This is a genomic window from Danxiaibacter flavus, from assembly GCF_041060425.1.
Taxonomy (GTDB): Bacteria; Bacteroidota; Bacteroidia; order Chitinophagales; family Chitinophagaceae; genus Danxiaibacter; species Danxiaibacter flavus.
Genome location: NZ_JAULBC010000002.1, coordinates 964,946 through 986,505, shown reverse-complemented (window position 1 = coordinate 986,505; position 21,560 = coordinate 964,946). Strand labels below are relative to the sequence as shown.

The 21,560-nt window shown below is 42.0% G+C and carries 18 protein-coding genes; 15 read left to right on the top strand and 3 right to left on the bottom strand.

Features of this window, described 5'->3' with window-relative positions:
- Window positions 1–603: 603 nt before the first annotated feature.
- Window positions 604–3,198, bottom strand: coding sequence for a type I DNA topoisomerase (gene topA, locus QTN47_RS09625; protein ID WP_369329144.1), 2,595 nt, complete (start codon window positions 3,196–3,198; stop codon window positions 604–606).
- Between the two features lie 364 nt (window positions 3,199–3,562).
- On the opposite strand from topA, the gene QTN47_RS09620 reads away from it, so the two are divergent.
- From QTN47_RS09620 to QTN47_RS09595, 6 genes are all read left to right on the top strand, one after another.
- A complete protein-coding gene (locus tag QTN47_RS09620; protein WP_369329143.1) occupies window positions 3,563–4,582 on the top strand; it encodes a LacI family DNA-binding transcriptional regulator in 1,020 nt (339 codons plus the stop codon).
- A gap of 151 nt (window positions 4,583–4,733) precedes the next feature.
- Window positions 4,734–5,660: a ribokinase gene (gene rbsK, locus QTN47_RS09615; RefSeq protein ID WP_369329142.1), complete on the top strand. Its 927-nt coding sequence runs from the start codon at window positions 4,734–4,736 to the stop codon at window positions 5,658–5,660.
- 18 nt (window positions 5,661–5,678) lie between these two features.
- Window positions 5,679–7,229 (top strand): ADP-ribosylglycohydrolase family protein, encoded by a 1,551-nt coding sequence (locus QTN47_RS09610; RefSeq protein WP_369329141.1) that lies wholly within the window; start codon window positions 5,679–5,681, stop codon window positions 7,227–7,229.
- 258 nt (window positions 7,230–7,487) lie between these two features.
- Window positions 7,488–8,489 carry a GRP family sugar transporter gene (locus QTN47_RS09605; RefSeq protein WP_369329140.1) on the top strand — a complete coding sequence of 334 codons (1,002 nt, stop codon included), beginning with the start codon at window positions 7,488–7,490 and terminating at the stop codon, window positions 8,487–8,489.
- Window positions 8,490–8,655: 166 nt separating this feature from the next.
- A complete protein-coding gene (locus QTN47_RS09600; protein WP_369329139.1) occupies window positions 8,656–10,839 on the top strand; it encodes an outer membrane protein assembly factor BamB family protein in 2,184 nt (727 codons plus the stop codon).
- Window positions 10,840–10,889: 50 nt separating this feature from the next.
- Window positions 10,890–11,879, top strand: coding sequence for a nucleoside hydrolase (locus QTN47_RS09595; protein ID WP_369329138.1), 990 nt, complete (start codon window positions 10,890–10,892; stop codon window positions 11,877–11,879).
- Between the two features lie 199 nt (window positions 11,880–12,078).
- Here QTN47_RS09595 and QTN47_RS09590 read toward each other — a convergent pair whose 3' ends face one another.
- Window positions 12,079–12,945, bottom strand: a complete 867-nt coding sequence (locus QTN47_RS09590; protein ID WP_369329137.1) for an alpha/beta hydrolase — start codon at window positions 12,943–12,945, stop codon at window positions 12,079–12,081.
- Window positions 12,946–12,957: 12 nt separating this feature from the next.
- On the opposite strand from QTN47_RS09590, the gene QTN47_RS09585 reads away from it, so the two are divergent.
- The 7 genes from QTN47_RS09585 (at window position 12,958) to QTN47_RS09555 (ending at window position 18,759) form a co-directional block, all read left to right on the top strand.
- Complete coding sequence (locus QTN47_RS09585; RefSeq protein WP_369329136.1) at window positions 12,958–13,713, top strand: Rossmann-like and DUF2520 domain-containing protein; 756 nt, start codon at window positions 12,958–12,960, stop codon at window positions 13,711–13,713.
- A gap of 464 nt (window positions 13,714–14,177) precedes the next feature.
- Window positions 14,178–14,519, top strand: coding sequence for a 2Fe-2S iron-sulfur cluster-binding protein (locus QTN47_RS09580; protein ID WP_369329135.1), 342 nt, complete (start codon window positions 14,178–14,180; stop codon window positions 14,517–14,519).
- 47 nt (window positions 14,520–14,566) lie between these two features.
- Complete coding sequence (gene iscX / locus QTN47_RS09575; protein WP_369329134.1) at window positions 14,567–14,803, top strand: Fe-S cluster assembly protein IscX; 237 nt, start codon at window positions 14,567–14,569, stop codon at window positions 14,801–14,803.
- Window positions 14,804–14,880: 77 nt separating this feature from the next.
- Window positions 14,881–15,402 (top strand): KdsC family phosphatase, encoded by a 522-nt coding sequence (locus QTN47_RS09570; RefSeq protein ID WP_369329133.1) that lies wholly within the window; start codon window positions 14,881–14,883, stop codon window positions 15,400–15,402.
- 51 nt (window positions 15,403–15,453) lie between these two features.
- Window positions 15,454–16,395, top strand: coding sequence for a geranylgeranylglycerol-phosphate geranylgeranyltransferase (locus QTN47_RS09565; protein WP_369329132.1), 942 nt, complete (start codon window positions 15,454–15,456; stop codon window positions 16,393–16,395).
- A gap of 146 nt (window positions 16,396–16,541) precedes the next feature.
- Window positions 16,542–17,120 (top strand): Maf family nucleotide pyrophosphatase, encoded by a 579-nt coding sequence (locus tag QTN47_RS09560; protein ID WP_369329131.1) that lies wholly within the window; start codon window positions 16,542–16,544, stop codon window positions 17,118–17,120.
- A 361-nt stretch (window positions 17,121–17,481) separates the two neighbouring features.
- Entirely contained in the window at window positions 17,482–18,759 is a 1,278-nt protein-coding gene (locus tag QTN47_RS09555; RefSeq protein WP_369329130.1) for a DUF2851 family protein, read from the top strand.
- 310 nt (window positions 18,760–19,069) lie between these two features.
- Here QTN47_RS09555 and QTN47_RS09550 read toward each other — a convergent pair whose 3' ends face one another.
- The gene (locus tag QTN47_RS09550; RefSeq protein ID WP_369329129.1) at window positions 19,070–19,474 is read right to left on the bottom strand and encodes an OsmC family protein; all 405 of its coding nucleotides are present in this window, start codon (window positions 19,472–19,474) and stop codon (window positions 19,070–19,072) included.
- A gap of 43 nt (window positions 19,475–19,517) precedes the next feature.
- Between QTN47_RS09550 and QTN47_RS09545 the strand changes: the two genes are divergently transcribed.
- The gene (locus QTN47_RS09545) at window positions 19,518–20,321 is read left to right on the top strand and encodes a hypothetical protein (RefSeq protein WP_369329128.1); all 804 of its coding nucleotides are present in this window, start codon (window positions 19,518–19,520) and stop codon (window positions 20,319–20,321) included.
- Between the two features lie 175 nt (window positions 20,322–20,496).
- Window positions 20,497–21,495: a lipoyl synthase gene (gene lipA / locus QTN47_RS09540; protein ID WP_439100178.1), complete on the top strand. Its 999-nt coding sequence runs from the start codon at window positions 20,497–20,499 to the stop codon at window positions 21,493–21,495.
- The last annotated feature ends 65 nt before the right edge of the window (window positions 21,496–21,560 follow it).

Genomic DNA, 21,560 nt, shown 5'->3' with positions numbered 1-21,560 from the left:
CCTAAAGCCCAAAGCTTAAAACAATTGTCTTCGCAAGAACAAAATTATTTCTAATAACGGATAGAAAAAGCTTAAAGCCCAAAGCCTAAAGCTTAAAACGATTGTCTACACAGAAACAAATGATCACTCCCAATTGGTTATAAAACAGCTCAAAGCCTAAAGCCCAAAGGCTAAAGCAATCGCCTACTCATAAACAAATAATCACTCCCTGTTGGATATTAAAGCCTAGGAACATGTGGATAACTTATCTCGCTTAGTTTTAGACTTTAGGCTTTCAACTGATTATAAAAAAGCCTGGAATCAGTGGGTAGTCTGTCCCCCACAGTTTTAGGCTTTGCGCTTTAGGCTTTAAGCTTTCAACTGGTTATAAAAAAGCCTAAACCCATGGAGTAACTTGTCTCCCACAGTTTTAGGCTTTGCGCTTTAGGCTTTAAGCTTTCAACTGGTTATAAAAAAGCCCACAACCATGGAGTAACTTGTCTCCCACAGTTTTGGCTTTGCGCTTTAGGCTTTAAGCTTTCAACTTGTTATAAAAAAGCCTAAAACCATCGGGTAATCTCACCCTTATAGTTTTAGGCTTTGTGCTTTAGGCTTTAAGCTTTCCTACTTCTTCTTCGTCGCCGCTTTCTTCGCAGCAGCCTTTTTAGGTGCCGCTTTCTTTGCGGGAGCTTTTTTCGCAGCAGCTTTTGTTTTAGCTGCAAAGGCGTTTGGTACTTGCTCTTCAATCATTTTCTTTACATCGTCCAGGCTTATTTCGGCCAACTCTTCCGGCGTGTATTTGCCACCAGCCGGATTCTTACCGAGCTTAAGCATTTTTTTGTTGAAACGGATGAATGCTCCCCAACGGCCATTTTCAATAGAGATCTTTTCAGCTGGCCATTGCTGGATATAACGATTCGCTTCCTTGTCCAGTTTCTTTTCTATCAACTCTTTAATATCATTATCGGACAATGCATCAAAATTGTAGGCACGAGGTACATTAATAAAGATGTCATTCCATTTAATAAACGGACCAAATCTTCCTTTCCCTTTCGTTACAGGCTTTTCTTCATAATAGCCGATAGGTGCGTCTGCCTTTTGTTTATCGTTGATCAGTTCAATTGCACGGTTCAAATCCATCTCGTACAGGTCTTCTGTTCTTGGAATAGAAATGAATTGTTCTCCGAACTTGATGTATGGGCCAAAGCGGCCGATGTTTACTGCTACTTCCTGTCCTTCAAATTCACCAACGGTGCGCGGTAATTTGAAAAGATCCATTGCCTCATCGTAAGAAATGGTCTCAATGCTTTGGTTTTGTTTCAGCCTCGCGAATCGCGGTTTTTCCTCGTCATTTGCATCGCCGATCTGAACCATCGGACCAAAGCGACCCATACGGGCAACTACTTTCTTGCCGCTTGCCGGGTCAACACCCAATTCTCTTTCACCTTTAATTCTTTCTGCGTTTTCAAGCGTATGCTCAATATCCTGTTTAAACGGATGGTAGAAGCTGTCCACCATTTTGCGCCAATCCTTTTTACCGTCAGCAATTTCATCAAACTCACCTTCTATGCGCGCGGTAAAACCATAATCCATCACATTATCAAAATACTGGTTCAGGAAGTCGGTAACCACCAGGCCAAGGTCAGTTGGGAACAGTTTTGCTTTTTCTGCACCTGTATTCTCATGTTCCGTATGCTTTGTCACCGCATCTTTATGCAATGTCAGAACGCGGAAATCTCTTTTTACACCTTCCTTATCGCGTTTTTCAACATAGCCTCTTTTTAAGATGGTTGTAATGGTTGGAGCGTAGGTCGAAGGACGTCCGATACCCAGTTCTTCCAGTTTCTTTACAAGTGAAGCCTCAGTGTATCTTGGTGCCGGTCTTGTAAAGCGTTCTGTGGCTTTCATTTCTTTAAATGCAAGTTGCTGGCCAGCAGTAAGTGGAGGCAGGACGCTATCAGACGCTTCGTCGTCGGAAATATCCTCTTCATCACGATCTTCCATATAGGCTTTTAAGAAGCCATCAAACTTCAATACTTCGCCCTGTGCCGCCAGTTCAGCATGATTGGTTGAAACATCAATTTTGGCAATGGTTTTTTCCAGTTCAGCATCAGCCATCTGCGAAGCGATTGTACGTTTCCAGATCAGTTCATATAAACGGCGCGCATCATGGTCATCCACTGATGTATTCTCCATGTAAGTCGGGCGGATAGCTTCGTGCGCTTCCTGTGCACTTTCGTTCTTGTTTTTATATTTTCTTATTTGAACGTATCTGTCGCCGTATTGTTTGGAGATCTGTCCTTTAATATCATTAATAGCAGTGTCGCTCAGGTTAACACTATCCGTACGCATATAGGTAATATAACCGCTCTCGTACAGCTTTTGCGCCAGGAGCATTGTTTTGCTAACGCCGTAGCCAAGCTTACGGCTGGCTTCCTGCTGAAGGGTAGAAGTCGTGAACGGCGCCGCCGGAGATTTTCTTGCCGGTTTAACCTGTATATCCTTTACCTTATATGTAGCACCGATGCAACTGTTCAGGAATTTTTCAGCATCTTCAGCTTTGTTCTGTCTTGCACCTTCAGCTTTAAATGTTACATTTCTGTTATTCAGATCCGGTGCGGTAAAAAACGCTTCAACTTTAAAGCTGCTTGTTGCTGAAAATGCGTTTATCTCTCTTTCTCTTTCTGCAATCAATCTCACCGCAACGCTTTGTACACGGCCAGCACTTAAAGAATTACGCATGCTCATTTTGCGCCACAAAACCGGGCTCAGTTCAAAGCCCACAATTCTATCCAGCACACGTCTTGCCTGCTGGGCGTTCACCAGGTTCATATCCAGTGTACGCGGTGTATCAACAGCTTTTTTTATCGCAGGCTTGGTAATTTCATGAAACACAATGCGTTTGGTAGTTGCAGGATCAAGGCCCAATACTTCACATAAATGCCAGCTAATAGCTTCTCCTTCGCGGTCCTCATCCGTTGCTAACCAAACTTCGTCAGTTTTTTTTGCCAGTGTCTTCAAATCCCTCACCACTCTTTCTTTTTCGTCCGGTACAATATAACGGGGTTGGTAGTTGTTTTTAATGTCAATGCCCATCTCGTCCTTCTCAAGATCACGAATGTGCCCGTAGCAGCTTTTTACCTCGAAATCTTTGCCAAGGATTTTTTCGATGGTCTTTGCTTTTGCAGGCGACTCCACTATCAGTAAATTCTTAGCCATTCAGTTTATTATTGTCGGTTGTTGTTACTATTTGGTTGAATTTTTTAGTAGGCCGAAAAAGGATTTTCACCGATTAAAATTCGATTTTTCCCTTTTTAATTTTTGGCGGCAACTAATGCAATATTAAATTAATCGGATTAAATGCAAAAAAAACCTGAAAAGACAATGTGGCGACAATGTTTGGTTATAGACCATAGAACTGAGGCTGGTAAAGGAAAGTTTGGTTAAATTAATTTTATTGATAACGGGAAATCTGGTAGAAATGAGCATATTAAGTCCATATATTCAGTAGACTGTCAAAATTTTTACCCGTAAAACGTTATCTGTTTATTTTTTTATTAGATTTGAACAAACGATTGCGCATTTGAAAAATTCCGTCACGATAAAAGACATCTCGCGGGCTTCCCAAGTGTCGATTACAACTGTATCACGGGTATTGAATGGTTTGTCCCGGCAATACAGGATCAGCGAAGAGACGCAGGATATTGTCAAGGCAATAGCCAGGGAATTGAATTACCGGCCGAACCAGACTGCCGTAAATCTCAGGCGCCAAAAAAGTTACTCAATCGGACTAATCATACCGAGCCTTTCCAATCCATTCTTTTCCAATATTGCCAGCATTGTAAACCATGAACTTAGAAAAAGAGGTTATTCCGTTATTCTTACCGATAGCGGGGAAGATGAACAAACTGAAATAGAAGAACTGGATCTGTTATTGGACAGGCAAATTGATGGCCTTATTGTTACCCCGTCAGGCTCCAGCTACGATCATATTGAAAAAGCTTACAATAACGGCCTGCCCACTGTTTGCATCGACCGGTATTTTGAAGCAACTTCAGTTCCGTATGTAGCCACCGACAATTACCAGGGAGCTTATGAACTTACCACCCATTTAATAAATTATGGACATACACGTATTGCCTGTTTGCAAGGCGTTCATCACGTAATGCCCAATGTTCAGCGTACAAAAGGATATCAACAGGCTTTGGCAGATCATGGGCTGACTACATATTATATAGGAGGGACCAATTTCAGCGAAGAGAATGGTTACACTGAGACCCACCGGTTGTTGCAACGAAAAGACAGGCCAACCGCCATATTTGCTTTAAGTGATACGATTGCTCTCGGTGCAATAAGAGCAATCAGGGAGTATGGACTCATTATTCCGAAGGACATTTCACTGGTGACATTTGACAACGCCATTTATCTTGATTACATGGCGCCGGCTATAACCAGCATTGTGCAACCTGTGAATGAGATTGCCAGGGTTTCAATCAGAATATTACTCGACAAATTAGAAAAGATGGATATACCTGAATTCAACGAAGAAAAGGTGACGATTGAACCAAAAATAGTCTATCGTGATTCTGTAGCAAAGGTTTAAGTCTGCTATCCATTTGATACGGTTGTTGAGCAGTAAGCATGCTTGAACTTAAGTACTTCGTAAATCGTACTTCGTACTTAGGAAAGATGATGTTTCTTAAAAAAAAATATTGATTGTCGATCACATAAAACAGATCAAAACGATTGCTCGTATGATGCAACAAACAAGTGCCGGGAAAATTATTGTTGTAGGAAGCTCGAATACGGATATGGTGATAAAAACCACCCATTTGCCGTTGCCAGGTGAAACTATATTGGGTGGCACTTTTTTTATGAATGCAGGAGGGAAGGGTGCCAACCAGGCCGTTGCTGCAGCAAGGCTGAAAGGAAACGTGGCTTTTATTGGAAAGGTTGGTAACGACATGTTTGGCGAGCAGGCGCGGGAATTGTTTCAAAAAGAAGGCATTGATGTTTCGGGTGTGGTGACAGATGCACAGCATCCGTCAGGCGTTGCTTTAATAACAGTTGATGAAAAGGGTGAAAATTGCATAGCTGTTGCCTCTGGCGCAAATGCCAACCTTTTAAAGAAAGACATTCAGTTTTTTGAACAACAAATTCAGCAGGCAACGATAATATTAATGCAATTGGAAACGCCGTTGGAAACAATTGAACACGTTGCCGGAGTTGCTTCATCGGCAGGTGTAAGCGTTATTTTGAACCCTGCTCCCGCAGCGCGATTGACAAACGATTTACTGAGCAATGTTGCGATAATTACACCGAACCAGACGGAGGCTGAAATCTTAACAGGAATAGCAGTTACTGATATGTCATCCGCAGAACAAGCCGCCATCATTTTGTGTGAAAAAGGTATTGAGACAGTAATAATTACCATGGGCGCGAAAGGCGCTTTTTTATATACCGGTGGAAAAGGGGAACTAATTGCATCCGAAAAAGTTATTGCTGTAGACGCAACTGCGGCCGGAGATGTTTTTAATGGCGCTTTAGCGGTTGCCTTATCAGAAAATAGGACGATAAGAGATGCGGTGGTTTTTGCCTGCAAAGCTGCAGCTATCTCGGTCACCCGTTTAGGTGCGCAATCATCGGCGCCCTACCGCAACGAAATAAATATTGATCAATAAAAAAATAAAGCTTGTCAAATGAAACTTTCAGCTTTTACAAAATTCGGCCTGGCGATTGTTTGTTGGCTTTTTGCTGCATCCTTATATGCGCAATCAAAAAACATCAGCTTTACAAAGGCGCAGTTGAAGGATAAGATCAAAGGCGGATGGGCCGGGCAAACTATCGGGGTTACGTTCGGTGGTCCTTATGAATTTGGCTTCCAGGGCACTTTTATTGGAGACTATCAGCCTTTAAAATGGTATAACGGTTACCTGAAAAACACCATGGTGAATAATCCTGGTTTGTATGATGATCTGTATATGGATCTCACGTTTGTAGAAGTATTTGAAAGATATGGACTGGATGCACCGGTCGATTCTTTTGCCAATGCATTTGCACATGCCGGTTACATGTTATGGCATGCCAACCAGGCTGCACGTTACAATCTCCTGAACGGAATTAAAGCGCCTGAAAGCGGAAGCTGGAAACATAATCCACATGCAGATTGCATCGATTATCAGATAGAAAGTGATTTTGCAGGATTGATGAGCCCGGCGATGCCGAATGCAGCATCTGCCATCAGTGACAAAATCGGTCACATTATGAATTATGGAGATGGTTGGTATGGCGGTGTTTATGTTGGTGCAATGTATGCGCTTGCTTTTACTACGGATAATATGGAAACAATTGTTACGGATGCGTTGAAAACTATTCCACAACAAAGTGAGTTTTACCAATGCATAAAAGACGTGATTGGTTGGTATAAAAAATACCCGGACGACTGGAAACAAACATGGTTCGAAGTACAGAAGAAATGGGCCGATGATATTGGTTGTCCGGAAGGTGTTTTTGCGCCTTTTAATATTGATGCAAAAGTGAACGCGGCTTATGTTGTGATCGGGTTATTGTATGGAAAAAATGATTTTACAAAAACGTTGGAAATCGCTACGAGATGCGGACAGGATGCTGATTGTAATCCTTCAACTGCCGGTGGTGTACTGGGTGCGGTGTTAGGGTATGATAAAATTCCCGCATACTGGAAAATGGGATTGCAGGAAGCTGAAAGCATCAAGTTTAAATACACCAATATGAGCCTGAATGATGTGTACGAAACAGGCATGAAACACGCGCTTGCTAATATAGAAAGAAACGGTGGAAAGATAAATGGTGACAATATAACCATACTGCTACAGCAACCCACCACCGTTAAGTTTGAAAAAAGCTTTGACGGCTTGTTTCCTATCGCGAAAATGCCGGTAAAATGGAATGATGCAAAAACAGAAGCTACTTTACAATTTGAAGGAACAGGTTTCGCGCTGAAAGGAGAATCTGGTAAATGGGGAAATAGTTCTGATGTAGTGTTTAAAACAGAGTTATATATTGATGACAAACTGGTAGAATCGCCATCATTACCGGAAAGCTATACCACCCGCCGTTACGAATTGTGCTGGAAGTATGATCTGCCAAAAGGAAAACACACTGTTGTCTTTAAAATGACGCCGGATGCTGCCAAACAAATAAAAGTAGGAGACGCCATTATTTATAGTGATAAACCGGTCGATGGGGTGAATGCAAATGCGGGAAGGTAGGTGTGAGGCGTAAGGTATCAGGTTTCAGGTATCAGGTATAAGGTAGCAGGTATAAAGACGTGAGGTAGAAGGCAGGAGGTGTGAGATGAAAGTGAAAAATAGGCTGCTGAACCTAAGTACTTCGTAAATCGTACTTCGTACTTAAATTAATCGAACGACAAAACATCAGGCGTCATACATCTAACATCGTACCCGCCCGAACGTACCGTCGGTACGGGCAGGCATCTAAAATCGTACATTGTACATAATTACATCATCATGTTTATCATCCAAAACTACACCACTGCGGTATTATGTTGTTTTATAACCATGCTGTGCTGGGGCTCATGGGCCAACACACAGAAGCTGGCCGGTAAAACCTGGCGCTTTGAATTATTTTACTGGGACTATGTTGCAGGTATTTTGCTATTCTCTATACTAAGTGCTTTTACACTTGGAAGCTTTGGTGAACAGGGGAGAAGTTTCGTCGAGGATCTAGACCAGGCAGATATATCCAATATGGTGAGTGCATTGATAGGTGGTATCATTTTTAATGCTGCCAATATCTTATTTTCTGCAGCCATTGCTATTGCAGGCATGTCGGTGGCGTTTCCCATTGGTATTGGTCTTGCACTTGTTCTGGGCGTATTAATAAATTATATTGGTGTACAGAAAGGCAACGCCGTTATGTTGTTTACAGGTGTTGTATTGGTGACGATTGCCATTATCATTAATGCTGTTGCTTATAAAAAAGCAAGCACCGGAGATCAGAAAGTATCAACAAAGGGGATAGTTATTTCGCTGATTGCGGGATTGCTCATGTCGTTCTTTTACAGGTTTGTTGCCGCTTCTATGGATATAGAAAATTTTGAGCAACCGCAAGCCGGTAAAATGACTCCTTATACAGCCGTTTTTATTTTCTCAGTCGGGATCTTTCTAAGCAATTTTGTTTTCAACACTATTTTGATGAAGCGACCTGTGGTTGGTGAGCCGACAAACTACGCAGCTTATTTCAAGGGGCGGTTTTCAACACACATGGTAGGTGTTCTCGGTGGTTTGATCTGGGGTCTGGGTAACTCTTTAAATCTGCTTGCTGCAGGCAAAGCGGGACCAGCTATTTCTTATGGCCTCGGACAGGGAGCTACACTTGTTGCTGCGTTGTGGGGTGTGTTCATCTGGAAGGAATTTATAAATGCACCCGCCGGAACAAATAAGTTACTTGCCGCAATGTTCCTGTTTTTTGTAGCCGGCCTGGCCCTATTGATTTATGCCGGCTTCTGAAACGACTTAACCAGCAATGATTAATGTCGTTTACTTAAGATGTTGCAACAAAATGAACCAGCCAGCGACCAGGTACTTCGTACCCGCCTGAACGTGTTCAGTACGGGCGGGCTTCGTAAATCGTACTTAAAAGATAAACAATCACCATAAACATGTTTTTCCGTATATGATCCACACTCCATTTGCTAAACTAACTGTTGCGATTTTTACCTTATCCTTTTTTGTTGCCTGTAAAAACGAAACGCCATCAGCCTATACGGGTTGGTCCGTTGTAAATGGAAACGCAACTGGTAATAAATATTCATCGCTGGAACAGATTGATACAACCAACGTTCAGCGCCTGCAGGTAGCCTGGACATACAATACAGGTGATGCTGATACGGCTGCGCATTCTCAAATACAATGTAATCCCATCATTGTCGATGGCATCATGTATGCTACATCTCCCCAGCTAAAATTGATCGCCGTGGATGCTGCAACCGGCAAAGAAAAATGGGTATTCAAACCGTTTGAGCAGGTTGAAGGCGATAAAGAAGGTCATTTTATTTTAAATAACAACAGAGGTGTTGCTTACTGGACAGATGGCAAAGATGACAAACGGATCTTTTATACAGCGGGTTCATTTGTACATGCTGTTAATGCTACTACAGGCAAGTTGATCGAAAGTTTTGGCAATAAAGGAAAAATTGATTTGCATGATGATCTTGGAGCCGATGTTCATGATCTGTTTGTAACAGCTACATCAGCGCCAACTGTGTACAAAGATCTTGTGATCACCGGAACGCGTGTGTCTGAAGGTATGGATGCGGCGCCCGGACATATTCGCGCTTATGACGTCCGCACAGGTAAAATGCGTTGGATTTTCCATACCATTCCTCAACCTGGCGAACCGGGTTACGAAACGTGGGAAGACAAAGATGCGTGGAAAATGGTAGGTGGCGCCAATAACTGGATGGGATTGACAGTAGATCACCAACGGGGCATAGCTTATGTTCCGATTGGTTCTGCATCGATGGACTTTTATGGTGGAAAAAAACTGGGATCGAACCTGTATGCAGATTGCATGCTCGCACTGGATGCTGCTACCGGTAAGTTAAAATGGCACTTTCAGTTTATCCATCACGATACATGGGACTGGGACCCATCATCAGCTCCCGTTCTTACGACCATTCAGCATGAAGGGAAAGATGTAGATGTTGTAGCACAAACAACGAAGACCGGCTTTGTGTTTGTTTTTGACAGAGAGACCGGCAAATCGATCTTTCCAATAAAAGAAACACCGGTAGATACAGCCACAAAGCTTGTGGGCGAAAAACTTTGGCCAACACAACCTGTTCCGCAAAAGCCTGCACCGTTTGTAAGGCAAACATTTGGCGAAAAAGATATCAATCCCTACCTACCAAAAGAATCCTATGAAGATGTAAAATCAAGGTTGAAAACTTACCATACCGGGATGTTCACTCCTCAATCAAAAGAAGGAACAGTGATCTTTCCCGGTTTTGACGGCGGTGCTGAATGGGGCGGTCCGGCAGTAGACCCTGAATCCGGCTTGTTATATGTAAACGCGAACGAAATGGCCTGGATTCTACATATGCTGGATGTTGACAAAACAAAACAAACGTCTGAAACATACATCAAGGCAGGTGTGCGTTTGTACAAACAGCATTGCATGTCATGTCACGGCCCTGAAAGAAAAGGCGGAGGAAACTACCCTTCTATTGTTGATGTAAATAAAAAGCTGAACGAAGATTCTTTCATCGACTTTATTAATCACGGCAGAAGGATGATGCCTGCATTTCAATACCTGAAGCAGGAAGAAAAAGAAGCGATTGCATCTTTTGTTCTCGATATAAAAAGTAATCAGCAAAAGAAATTTGTATCAGTACCCACAGCCGCAGAAGTTTTTCGCAATGTGCCTTATACTATCTCCGGATATATTAAGTTTTTGAGCAAAGAGGGACTGCCTGCTATAGCGCCGCCCTGGGGAACTTTGACTGCTATCAATTTGAATACAGGTGAACATGTTTGGAAAACAACATTAGGAGAGGAGGCTGAATTAAAGGCCCGTGGAGTACCTCCTACCGGAACGGAAAATTATGGAGGACCGGTTGTAACGAAAGGCGGATTGTTGTTCATCGGAGCATCAAAAGATGGAAAATTCAGAGCCTTTAGTAAAGCTACCGGAACGTTACTCTGGGAAACAAATCTTCCTGCGCCGGCTTTTGCTACGCCCGCAGTCTATTCCGCCAATGGCCGTCAATATGTTGTGGTTGCCTGTGGTGGAGGTAAATTGGGCACTAAATCCGGGGATGCTTATGTTGCTTTTGCGCTGCCGGAAAAAAACAAGTAACAAGACGTAAAGAATACAAACAGCTTTGATCGATTCACAAACAAAAGGAAATGATAAAGAAAATTTTGCTGATCGCAACCGTTTATCTGGTAACTATATTGTCAGCTCAAGCACGGCAGGATAATCCTGTGCCCGTTATTTTCGATACGGATATGGGCCCCGACTATGATGATGTTGGTGCCATTACATTGTTGCACGCGTTTGCAGACAATGGGGATGCCAATATACTTGCTACGATCGGCAGTACAAACTACGTAAACGTTGGCCCGGTATTGAGCGTGTTGAATACCTATTTTAAGAAACCGCAAATACCTGTAGGTGTGCCAAAAGGCAAGGCAGTTGGTTTACGCGACTGGCAGCATTGGAGCGATACACTTGTAACTAAGTATCCACACACTCTTAAATCAAATGAAGAAGCGGAAGATGCCATTGTGCTTTACAGAAAAATTCTTTCAGCCCAACCTGACAACAGTGTTACGATTGTTACAGTTGGATTTTTTACTAACCTGTCAGGTTTGCTTCAATCATCTGCTGATAAATATTCTTCGCTAAGCGGCAAAGATCTCGTAAAGAAGAAAGTAAAACTGTTGGTGAGTATGGCCGGTGGCTTTCCTTCCGGCAATGAATTTAACGTAAACAAGGACGCTTCTGCGTCAAAGAATGTTGCAGAGAATTGGCCCACGCAGATTCTCTTCAGTGGTTTTGAGATTGGGAAAAAAATCAAATGCGGTTTGCCGTTGATTCATAATGATGCAATCCACAATAGCCCGGTGAAAGATGTTTTCCGTATCAGTATACCTATGGCCGCAGAAGACAAAGATGGCCGCATGAGTTGGGATGAAACAGCTGTGCTGGTAGCCGTAAAGGGATATGCAGATTTCTACACGATACAACGTGGGACAATTCATGTAGATGAAAAAGATGGAAGCAATACCTGGACGAATGATGAGAAGGGTCGACATGCCCATCTGATAGAAAGGGCCCCGGTAGAAGAAGTAAGAAATGTGATTGATAAGCTGATGATGCATCAACCGAAGTAGCTTTCAGGTATCAGGTATCAGGTATCAGGTAATAGGAGGCGTAGGGGATGAGATGTAAGGTATAAGGCATGAGGCGTAAGGTCTGAGGTGTGGAGCAAGGTTCAGTAAATGTAATATTACAGAAGGTATTTGGTATCAGCTTTCCCATACAATTCGCTTTTACCTGATACCTGACACCTGATACCTCACGCCTCACACCTCATACCTCTTTCAAAAATTCAGTGACCTTCTTCTGCACATCACGATCGTGATAAATTTTATTGTGGCCGAGTTTATGTGTTGTGATGAACCGGATATTTGGGAGTGACATATCGCGGATGATTTTTGTATCTTTATAAGGACAAATTCTGTCGCCGTCGTCATGTATCCATAGTACGCTGGCTGAAGTGAGCTGAATGGAGCGCGTGATGGAATACCATTCAAGTGGTTGTGCATTTACGCTGTAAATAAGCTCGTTAATTTCTTTTCTCACTTTTTCATTAATGTCCATTACTTTGTTAAAATGATTGATGGCTGTAGTGCTTTCTGTTGCCGGTGCAATCAGTACAATCTTTTCTACGGCACTTCCATTCATCTGTTCTACTGCCAGTGAAGTTGCCAATCCTCCGAATGAATGAGAGATGATACCATAAAAAGGGCCATAAGTATTCTCTAACAGCAATATCATTTTATAATATAGCAGTGCGGTTATTTGTTTACCATCGCTAATGCCATGTGCAGGAGCATCAAATGCTGCAACGTCAAACCCGGCATCGAGCAAATCCATAACATATTGCTCAAACTTATAGCTGCAACTGTCGAAGCCGTGACAGATCAATATTTTTTTGCCGTTAGGATGTGAATTTTTCCAGGTAAATCCCCTGATCGTTAAACCATCAAGTTGTACAGACGCTTTTTCAGCATCTTTAAAAATTTCGGGAGCTATCTTTTTTTGTCTGCTGCTAAATGGTGTGCAGAACAACTCAAAAGCAATGACAGCAGCCTTCTTCGCAGATATTTTGCTGAGCAGTGCAATTTTTGATTTATAGTACCCAAACACAATCCTTTGTGTTAATTTCGATTTCATAATGTCAAAGTTATGGATGTAGTAATAATCGGAACAGGGAATGTGGCAACGGTGCTCGGGCGGATGATCACGGCAAAACATACAGTTGTACAGGTTGCCGGGCGAAATGAGCAATATGTAAAGGAGTTGTGCAATGAGTTAGGATGTGATGGAACTACCGATTTTTCACAAATGAACAAAAATGCGGACCTGTATATTATTGCTGTTTCCGATAGTGCTATTGCTGCCATTTTACCCAACCTGCCGATAAAAGACAAGCTCGTGGCACATACTGCAGGTTCGGTAAGCAGGGATGTACTGAAAAATATTTCCGATAATTATGGCGTTATCTATCCGTTACAAAGCATTCGTAAAGAGAACAAAAATATCCCCCACATTCCTTTATTGATAGATGGGTCATCCGATGCTGTTATATCAGACCTGCTGGCATTTGCGCAGTCCATAACACTTCTCACGGGCACAGCTACCGACGAACAGCGCGTTAAGCTCCATATCGGCGCAGTCATTTCATCCAACTTTGTAAATCATTTATATGCACTCACAAAAAAGTTTTGCGATAAAGAAGGTGTGCTGTTCAATCATCTTATCCCGTTAATTGAAGAAACTGCAAAGCGGTTACAACATAACGATCCTGCATATATGCAAACCGGTCCGGCAATCCGTCGCGACATGATCACTGTAAAAAAGCATTTGCACTTGCTTGAAGAATATCCCAAACTACAAAGCCTTTACAAGGAGCTGAGTGAAAGTATAATGGAGGGGATTTGATTTGAGATTAAATATGGATCTCTGATGTCTGACTTTATGATCTCTGATTTCTTACCGCCGGGAGTTATCAATTCAATAATCATTTTGGTCCTAAAATCCAGATAACAGTACCGCGTAACGACTTCTGCTTGTTTCCCGAAGAATATCAGCCCGATCAACAATAGCGAAACCAGACATCAGAAAATCAGAGATCAGCCATTTGCATTCAATCTCAAATCCTCCAAAAAGAAACCCCGCAGGTAAACCTGGCGGGGCGTTTATGAGCAAGCAACCGATAATACAAAATAGTGCGTTAATATAGCAACAAATCTCAATTTTATACTACTAAATTAGCACTTTTTTTCTAATGCGAACACCTGTTTGTTTTTTATTTATGTCGGGAAAGCCTGTTTTTCAAGTATTATCCATTTAGTCGCGTGAAAAACATTGTTTTGTGATAGCTTTGCAGCCCAAATTAATGATGAATGTATACGGTAAAAATTAATTTTGAGCAGAAAGGTCTTGATCCGGTTATACTTACGAACATTGAATCCGACCAGAGTTTGCTGGAAGTATGTCTTGACAACAACATTGAATTGCATCATAATTGCGGTGCTGTTTGTGCTTGCAGTACCTGCCATCTATACGTAAATAAAGGAACAGAGCTGATAGAAGAAATTAGCGATAAAGAAGAAGATTTTATAGACCGCGCTGTAAATCCACGTATTGAATCCAGGTTAGGGTGCCAGTGCATTTTGCTCAGCGGAAACGGTGGTGGAGAAATAGAAGTAACACTTCCCGACCAAACACAGTTCCTGGGCGAATAATTTCATTTGCAAAAAGCTTACATAATTTAAAGAAGAAAAATTTTAATATGACATTTGAACCACCAATTCACTGGAGTGATCACGAAGACATTGCCATGAAACTGTATGAGCGATTTGGAGATGATTTCAATGAAGGAAGAATTTATCGCGTACGCTTCACCGATCTGCTTGAATGGGTACTTGAAACACCCAATTTTCACGGCACTCGCGAGCAGTCTACCGAAGGACACCTGGAAATGATACAGAGCGCATGGGTGTATGAATGGAGAGACAACCAGAAATAATTATATGCATGTGCGGATATACAGCAATTATCCGCACATGTTTAGTTTGAACATTCACCCGTTTTAGTATTCTTATCATGAACGTTCTCGAAATATTTAAAGGTATAAACACATTTGTTTTTGATGTTGATGGTGTAATGACCGATGGCTCGCTGTTGGTTATGCCCGGGGGCGTAATGGTAAGACGTATGAATATTAAAGACGGTTATGCCTTACAGCTGGCTGTTAAAAAGGGCTACAATGTAGCTGTTATTTCCGGCGCTTTTTCGCAGGAAGTAAAAGAAAGGTTGAATAAACTGGGCATTACCAACGTGTTCATGCGAGTGGAAGATAAAGCTGCCTGTTTACTCGATTACTTGAAAAGTATTGGAAGCACGACTGCTGAAACCCTCTTTATGGGCGATGACATTCCGGACCATGAAGCCATGAGACTTTGCAAATTGCCCTGCAGTCCCACAGATGCCGCTATAGAAATAAAAGACATCTCCTTATATATATCACCGTTGACCGGCGGCGCAGGTTGTGTTCGTGATGTGATCGAAAAAGTGTTAAAATTAAACGGTGGCTGGGAACTCAAAACCCATATAAAGGCGCAGTAATTCTTGGTTAAAAGAATTTGTTGCCTATTTTTATCCCTATAAAATATTGTTTTGAAGTTAGTTAGCGCATTTTTCAGACTTGTTCGCTGGCCCAACCTGGTGTTTATCGCACTTACACAAGTGCTTTTCTTGTATTGTGTAATATTACCGGCGTTTAACAAAGCCGATCTTGTGCCTAACATTTATGGCTGGAGGTTTTTTCTTTTGTGTGCGTCATCAGTGCTGATTGCTGCAGCCGGATACATCATCAATGATTATTTTGACCTGGACATTGACCAGGTAAATAAGCCTGATAAATTGGTTGTTGAAAAAATTATAAAACGCCGATGGACCATCATCTGGCATCTTGTGCTAAGTATTGCGGGGATAGCTATGGGTTTTGTTATTGATTTTACTTCAAGAGCATACCTGCTTGGGTTTGCAAACATTCTCTGTGTTATCCTTCTGTTTATTTATTCCATTTCGTTCAAGAAGAAGTTTCTGATAGGCAACGTATTAATATCCTTACTTACCGCATGGGTAATATTGGTAATTACGTGGGCCGAGAACAGTCATATTCTGGGTTTCGATTCAAATGATCAGTTAAATGTAAACAAGATCATACGCGTTACTTTCCTCTATTCCGGATTTGCTTTTATTATTTCCCTGATCAGAGAAGTAATAAAAGATATGGAAGATATTGAAGGTGACCGGCGTTACGGTTGTAAAACCATGCCCATTATGTGGGGCGTGAATGCAACAAAGGTTTTTGTAGCAGTATGGCTGATAGTGCTGGTGGCTGCATTGCTTATTGTACAGATCTATGCATTGCGGCTTGGCTGGTGGATTAGTGTTATCTATTGTATTCTGCTAACGGTGGCGCCTTTGCTGTGGATACTAAAAAAATTATATACAGCAGTAAGTTCCGAAGATTACCATAAATTAAGTTCGTTGATAAAACTGGTAATGTTTACGGGAATTCTATCGATGATCTTTTTCAGAATATATTCATAGTGAAAAGTGAATGGTGAATAGTGAAACGGGTAACAGCATTCTGAATCACGATCAGTTTTTTTAAAATGAATGTCTCATTCCAACAATAAACAGGTTTCACCTTTGACTATTTACTATTCACTATTCACCATTGACCATTCACTACCATGCCTCTTCCATTTATTATACTAGCCTCGCAATCGCCACGTAGAAAACAATTACTTGAATGGGCGGAAGTTCCGTTTGAAATTGTAGTACGGCATTCCAATGAGGACTTTCCTGAAGATTTACCTATTGAACAGGTGCCGATTTTCATTGCTCGCAATAAAGCAATAGCGGTTAAGGACTATTGTATTGAAAATGATATTCCCATACAACCGGTGTTGGCTGCAGATACCATTGTTGTTTTGGATAACAAGGTAATTGGAAAGCCAAAAGACAGAGAGGATGCCATTGCCATTCTTACTGCATTATCCGGTAAAAAACACCAGGTGATCACAGGTGTGTCTATTCTTTCAGAGAACGATGATATTGCTTTCGCTGACATAACCGATGTTTATTTTCATCCTATTACACAAGAACAAATAGAGTTTTATGTCGACAACTACAAGCCTTATGACAAAGCTGGCGCATATGCCATACAAGAGTGGATTGGAGTTGTCGGTATAAAGTCCGTAAATGGAGATTTCTATAACGTAATGGGCTTGCCTGTAAGCAGAGTGGTGCAGGAGCTGGAGAAGCTGTGAGCTTTTAGCTATGAGCTGTTAGCTTGGGTATCAGGTGTCAGGTATCAGGTTTCAGGTATGAGGCATAAGGTATGAGGTATGAGGATTGATGCATAAGGTTCGAAGGGATTTCGATAGTGCATATTTTTTATTGCTTGCTCTAAAATCGTCATTTTCATATAAGCTTTTGATTGTTGGCTTTTACCTAATACCTATACCTCATGCCTTAGTCCTTACATTGCCAATCTCACACAAACCTGAAATCTGAAATCTGATACCTGACACCTGATACCAGAAACCTCTCACCTCATACCTTTTTTCTTCCTACATTCGCAGCAATAAGCTAATAGCTAATAGCTCACCGCTTTAAACCCTTAAACTCATGACCGAACGTTTACTCCAGTTTATCTGGCAATTCCAATATTTTAATCGTAAAAGCCTGCTGACAACTAATAATGAATGCTTGCTGGTATTGGTACCCGGACAGCTAAATCATAACCAGGGGCCGGATTTTCTCGAAGCCAAAATTAAAATAGATAATACCATTCTTGCCGGAAGCATTGAATTGCACCTCGTAGCGTCGCATTGGTACATTCACTCACATCATACAGATCCTAACTACAATACAGTTATACTACATGTTGTATGGCAGCATGATAAAGATGTGACTTTAGCCAACGGATCAGTATTGCCATCGCTGGAGCTGCAGCCGCTTGTTTCTATTCTTATGCTTCAGCAGTACGAGGCATTGATGAATAGTAAAAGTTTTTCAGCATGCGAAAACCAGTTACCATTATTGTCTCAAATAGGATGGATGAGCTGGAAAGAGCGACTGGCTGTGGAACGGTTGTCTGCACGGTCACAAAACGTGCTTGAACTTTTTCAGGAAAGCGGCAATCATTGGGAAGAAACTTTTTGGTGGATGCTTGCCAGAAATTTTGGCGTGAAAGTGAATATGGAGTCTTTTGAATCTATCGCCAAAAGTATTTCCATCAATATTCTGGCAAAACATAAGAGTCAGCTTAATCAACTCGAAGCGCTTTTATTAGGGCAGGCAGGACTGTTAAACGATGATTTTGAAGAAGCATATCCACAGATGCTGCAGCGGGAATACCGTTTTCTCAAAGCAAAGCATGGATTGGAGCCCGCGCTTATTTCTCCGGTGTTTCTAAGAATGCGTCCGGCTAATTTTCCCGGATTGCGTCTGGCGCAATTGGCTACCCTGGTTTATTCAGCATCTCACTTGTTCTCCAAAATAAAAGCTGCCGACACCATTTTTGAGTTAAAAGGATTATTGAATATAACGGCCAACGATTACTGGCATTATCATTATCGTTTTGACGAGGAGACTACTTTCAAACCTAAACATCTTGGCGATCAGATGATAGAAAATATTATCATAAACACTATCGCGCCGGTATTATTTAGTTATGGACAATACCACAATGAGCATCGCTGGAAAGACAAATCAGTCGACTGGCTATCACAACTCCGCTCAGAGGACAATAACATAACAAAGCACTGGAAAGAAAAAGGCGTTTCGTGCACTTCGGCTTTAGATTCCCAGGCCTTACTTGAACTGCATAAAAATTATTGCAACAGGAAGGAATGTTTGAGATGTGCTGTAGGAAGCAAAATGCTAAAAATCGCTGATGTCTGATTTGTTGATCTCTGATTTGTTCCGGTGCAACAGCTTGCTTTTATAATTACCATTTCCCCGGCGATTTGCTGAAACAATTCAGTTAGCGTTCCAAAATCCGCATCGTTCCAAATTAGACATCATCGATTTTTTGCCAGATGAATTTAGTCTGCAGCCCAAATCCGGATCGCCCAGATCAGAGATCAATAGATCAGACATCAGCGATTCTTAATCCCATTTCCTGGGAGATTTGCTGGATGCGTTTAGTCAGCATGTTAAATCCGCATCGCCCAGATCAGAGATCAACAAATCAGACATCAGCGATGTCTCTCTACCAATTAAACACTACATCCTGAACCAGGTCCGGATGAAGGCTCTTAGCTACAGGGCAGGTGATTGCTGCTCTTTCAAGAACTGTTCTTTGTTTTTCGTCAACCTGTAAACCCTCAGGAAAATTAAAAGTCACTTTTATGCCACCAATTCTTCTTGGTTCCGCTGCCATTATTTTGGTGATTTCTATGGATGTGCCATCAAGATTTACCTCTAAATCGCGTGCTTTTATACCCATAATAGTCAGCATGCAACTACCCAGCGCCGTTGCCACAATATCCGTTGGAGAAAAACGTTCTCCTTTTCCATGGTTGTCTGTTGGAGCGTCCGTTTCAATAATAGTATTACTTTGCAAATGTGTAGCCTGTGTTCTCAGATCACCTTTATAAATAATTTGTGAGGTCATTATATTGTTTTTTCTAAATTTACAAGCAACAAATATACATAACGTGAAGAAGATTATTCTGGTTTTAACGGTAAGCATGGCGGCATTGTTTGTTAATGCACAGAGCAGCAGCAAGGAACAGAAAAAGCAGGAGAAGAAAGATCGCGTCAATCAACTGATCAAACAAGAGGAAGAAGGCACGATTATTTTTAACAAGCAGGGAGCCTTCGGCATCAAGTTAAGCACAGACGGTTATGGTATATTTTATGAGCACGGCAGGTATAAAACAGTAACAAAAACATTCTTGTGGTGGGTAGAGCTTAGCGAGCGCAAACATCCCAAAGAGGAAAAATCCCCCGGAGCGCCAATTGGCGGATTTTCGATAGGCAATCCCTACGTATATGGTAAAATAAACAACTTTTATTATTTGAACCTTGGCCTTGGAGGGCAGCGATTAATTGGCGGCAAGGGCAACAAAAATGGTATCGCCGTTTCCGCTATCTACGGCGGAGGTTTTTCTGCGGGATTGTTAAAGCCATATTATCTTACAGTGGGAGATTCGGCATCTAACAATGCAATTGATATCCGTTATACCGATCAGACGGCTCACCAGTTTATAGACGCGACCAATATTTTAGGCGCAGCAGGTTTTACAAAAGGTTTTTCCCAGATAAAATTTGTACCCGGCGTTCATGCCAGACTTGCACTACGTTTCGATTACGGACGCTTTAATGAACTCCTTTCTGCAGTAGAAACCGGCGTAACCGCTGCCTATTATACACAGGATATTGCTCAAATGATTGGGTCCGAACCCAAGAAGTTCTTCTTTAACGCTTACGTTGCCGTGGCATTTGGTAAGAGAAAGTAAGTTATTTTTGCAGATAGCGAGCAGTCGAAGCGATTTTAAAAATTTATTAATTTGTTGATTTTCAACTGTTTGATAATTTTTTTGCTTCAGAGCCATAGCAGTGGTTGGCTGCATCACGCTTGTTAAATACCCCAAATCCGGTTAAACAGTTTAGAGAAAACAACCTTGTCGAGTGATGGATGACGACTGCAGTGCAGCCGGAATCGATAGAGAGACAGGCAAAAAAGAAAAGAAGATGCAGGAATTACCCGTTGTTTCTAACGTAAATACAGAAGAAACTAAAGTTAAAAAGCCCAATTGGCTTAGAGTTAAACTACCGATAGGAGAGAGTTACAAACATGTACGCGGGCTGGTAGATACACACAAGTTGCACACAATCTGCGAAAGCGGAAATTGCCCGAACATGGGCGAGTGTTGGGGAGCAGGAACGGCAACATTTATGATTCTGGGTAACGTGTGTACCAGAAGCTGCGGCTTTTGTGCCGTTGCCACCGGTCGTCCTGAGTCTGTTGACTGGGATGAACCGCAACGTGTGGCAGAAGCCATCAACCTGATGAAGGTTAAACATGCGGTTATTACCAGCGTAGACAGAGATGAACTGAAAGACGGAGGCTCTATCATCTGGCACAATACTATTAAAGCTGTAAAAGCATTAAATCCCGAAACAACTTTGGAAACGCTGATTCCCGACTTTAAGGGTAAGGCTGAAGATATTCAACGCGTGATTGATGCTGCGCCGGAAGTGGTGAGCCACAATCTGGAAACAGTGGAAAGGTTAACCCGCCAGGTGCGCATTCAGGCAAAATACCGCAGAAGTATTGAAGTGCTTCGCATTTTGAAAGAAGGCGGTATGCGTACAAAAACCGGCATTATGCTCGGATTGGGCGAAACCAAGGAAGAAGTTGTTCAGGCGTTGGAAGATCTGGCAGCTGCCAGGGTGGATGTAATTACTTTGGGGCAGTATTTACAACCAACCAAAAAGCATTTACCTGTTCAGCGTTTTGTGCATCCTGATGAATTCGCAGAGTTGCGAGAGATTGGGTATGAGCTTGGATTTGACTATGTTGAAAGTGGCCCGCTGGTTCGCTCATCTTATCACAGCGAACGTCACGTGTTCCCTGGCTATGGAAGAAAAAAATGGGAAGATGAGAAGGCGCTTAATGCTGCTGTTTAAAATAGGTTCAACTTTTTACAGAAACGTCTCTTCATTTTGGGGAGACGTTTTTTATTGGGATCTGT

Coding starts and splice junctions, on each gene's coding strand:
- topA (WP_369329144.1), bottom strand. CDS start 3,198: ATGGCTAAGAATTTACTGATAGTGGAGTCGCCTGCAAAAGCAAAGACC.
- rbsK (WP_369329142.1), top strand. CDS start 4,734: ATGATGCAACAAACAAGTGCCGGGAAAATTATTGTTGTAGGAAGCTCG.
- QTN47_RS09610 (WP_369329141.1), top strand. CDS start 5,679: ATGAAACTTTCAGCTTTTACAAAATTCGGCCTGGCGATTGTTTGTTGG.
- QTN47_RS09605 (WP_369329140.1), top strand. CDS start 7,488: ATGTTTATCATCCAAAACTACACCACTGCGGTATTATGTTGTTTTATA.
- QTN47_RS09600 (WP_369329139.1), top strand. CDS start 8,656: ATGATCCACACTCCATTTGCTAAACTAACTGTTGCGATTTTTACCTTA.
- QTN47_RS09595 (WP_369329138.1), top strand. CDS start 10,890: ATGATAAAGAAAATTTTGCTGATCGCAACCGTTTATCTGGTAACTATA.
- QTN47_RS09590 (WP_369329137.1), bottom strand. CDS start 12,945: ATGAAATCGAAATTAACACAAAGGATTGTGTTTGGGTACTATAAATCA.
- QTN47_RS09585 (WP_369329136.1), top strand. CDS start 12,958: ATGGATGTAGTAATAATCGGAACAGGGAATGTGGCAACGGTGCTCGGG.
- QTN47_RS09580 (WP_369329135.1), top strand. CDS start 14,178: ATGTATACGGTAAAAATTAATTTTGAGCAGAAAGGTCTTGATCCGGTT.
- iscX (WP_369329134.1), top strand. CDS start 14,567: ATGACATTTGAACCACCAATTCACTGGAGTGATCACGAAGACATTGCC.
- QTN47_RS09570 (WP_369329133.1), top strand. CDS start 14,881: ATGAACGTTCTCGAAATATTTAAAGGTATAAACACATTTGTTTTTGAT.
- QTN47_RS09560 (WP_369329131.1), top strand. CDS start 16,542: ATGCCTCTTCCATTTATTATACTAGCCTCGCAATCGCCACGTAGAAAA.
- QTN47_RS09555 (WP_369329130.1), top strand. CDS start 17,482: ATGACCGAACGTTTACTCCAGTTTATCTGGCAATTCCAATATTTTAAT.
- QTN47_RS09550 (WP_369329129.1), bottom strand. CDS start 19,474: ATGACCTCACAAATTATTTATAAAGGTGATCTGAGAACACAGGCTACA.
- lipA (WP_439100178.1), top strand. CDS start 20,497: ATGGATGACGACTGCAGTGCAGCCGGAATCGATAGAGAGACAGGCAAA.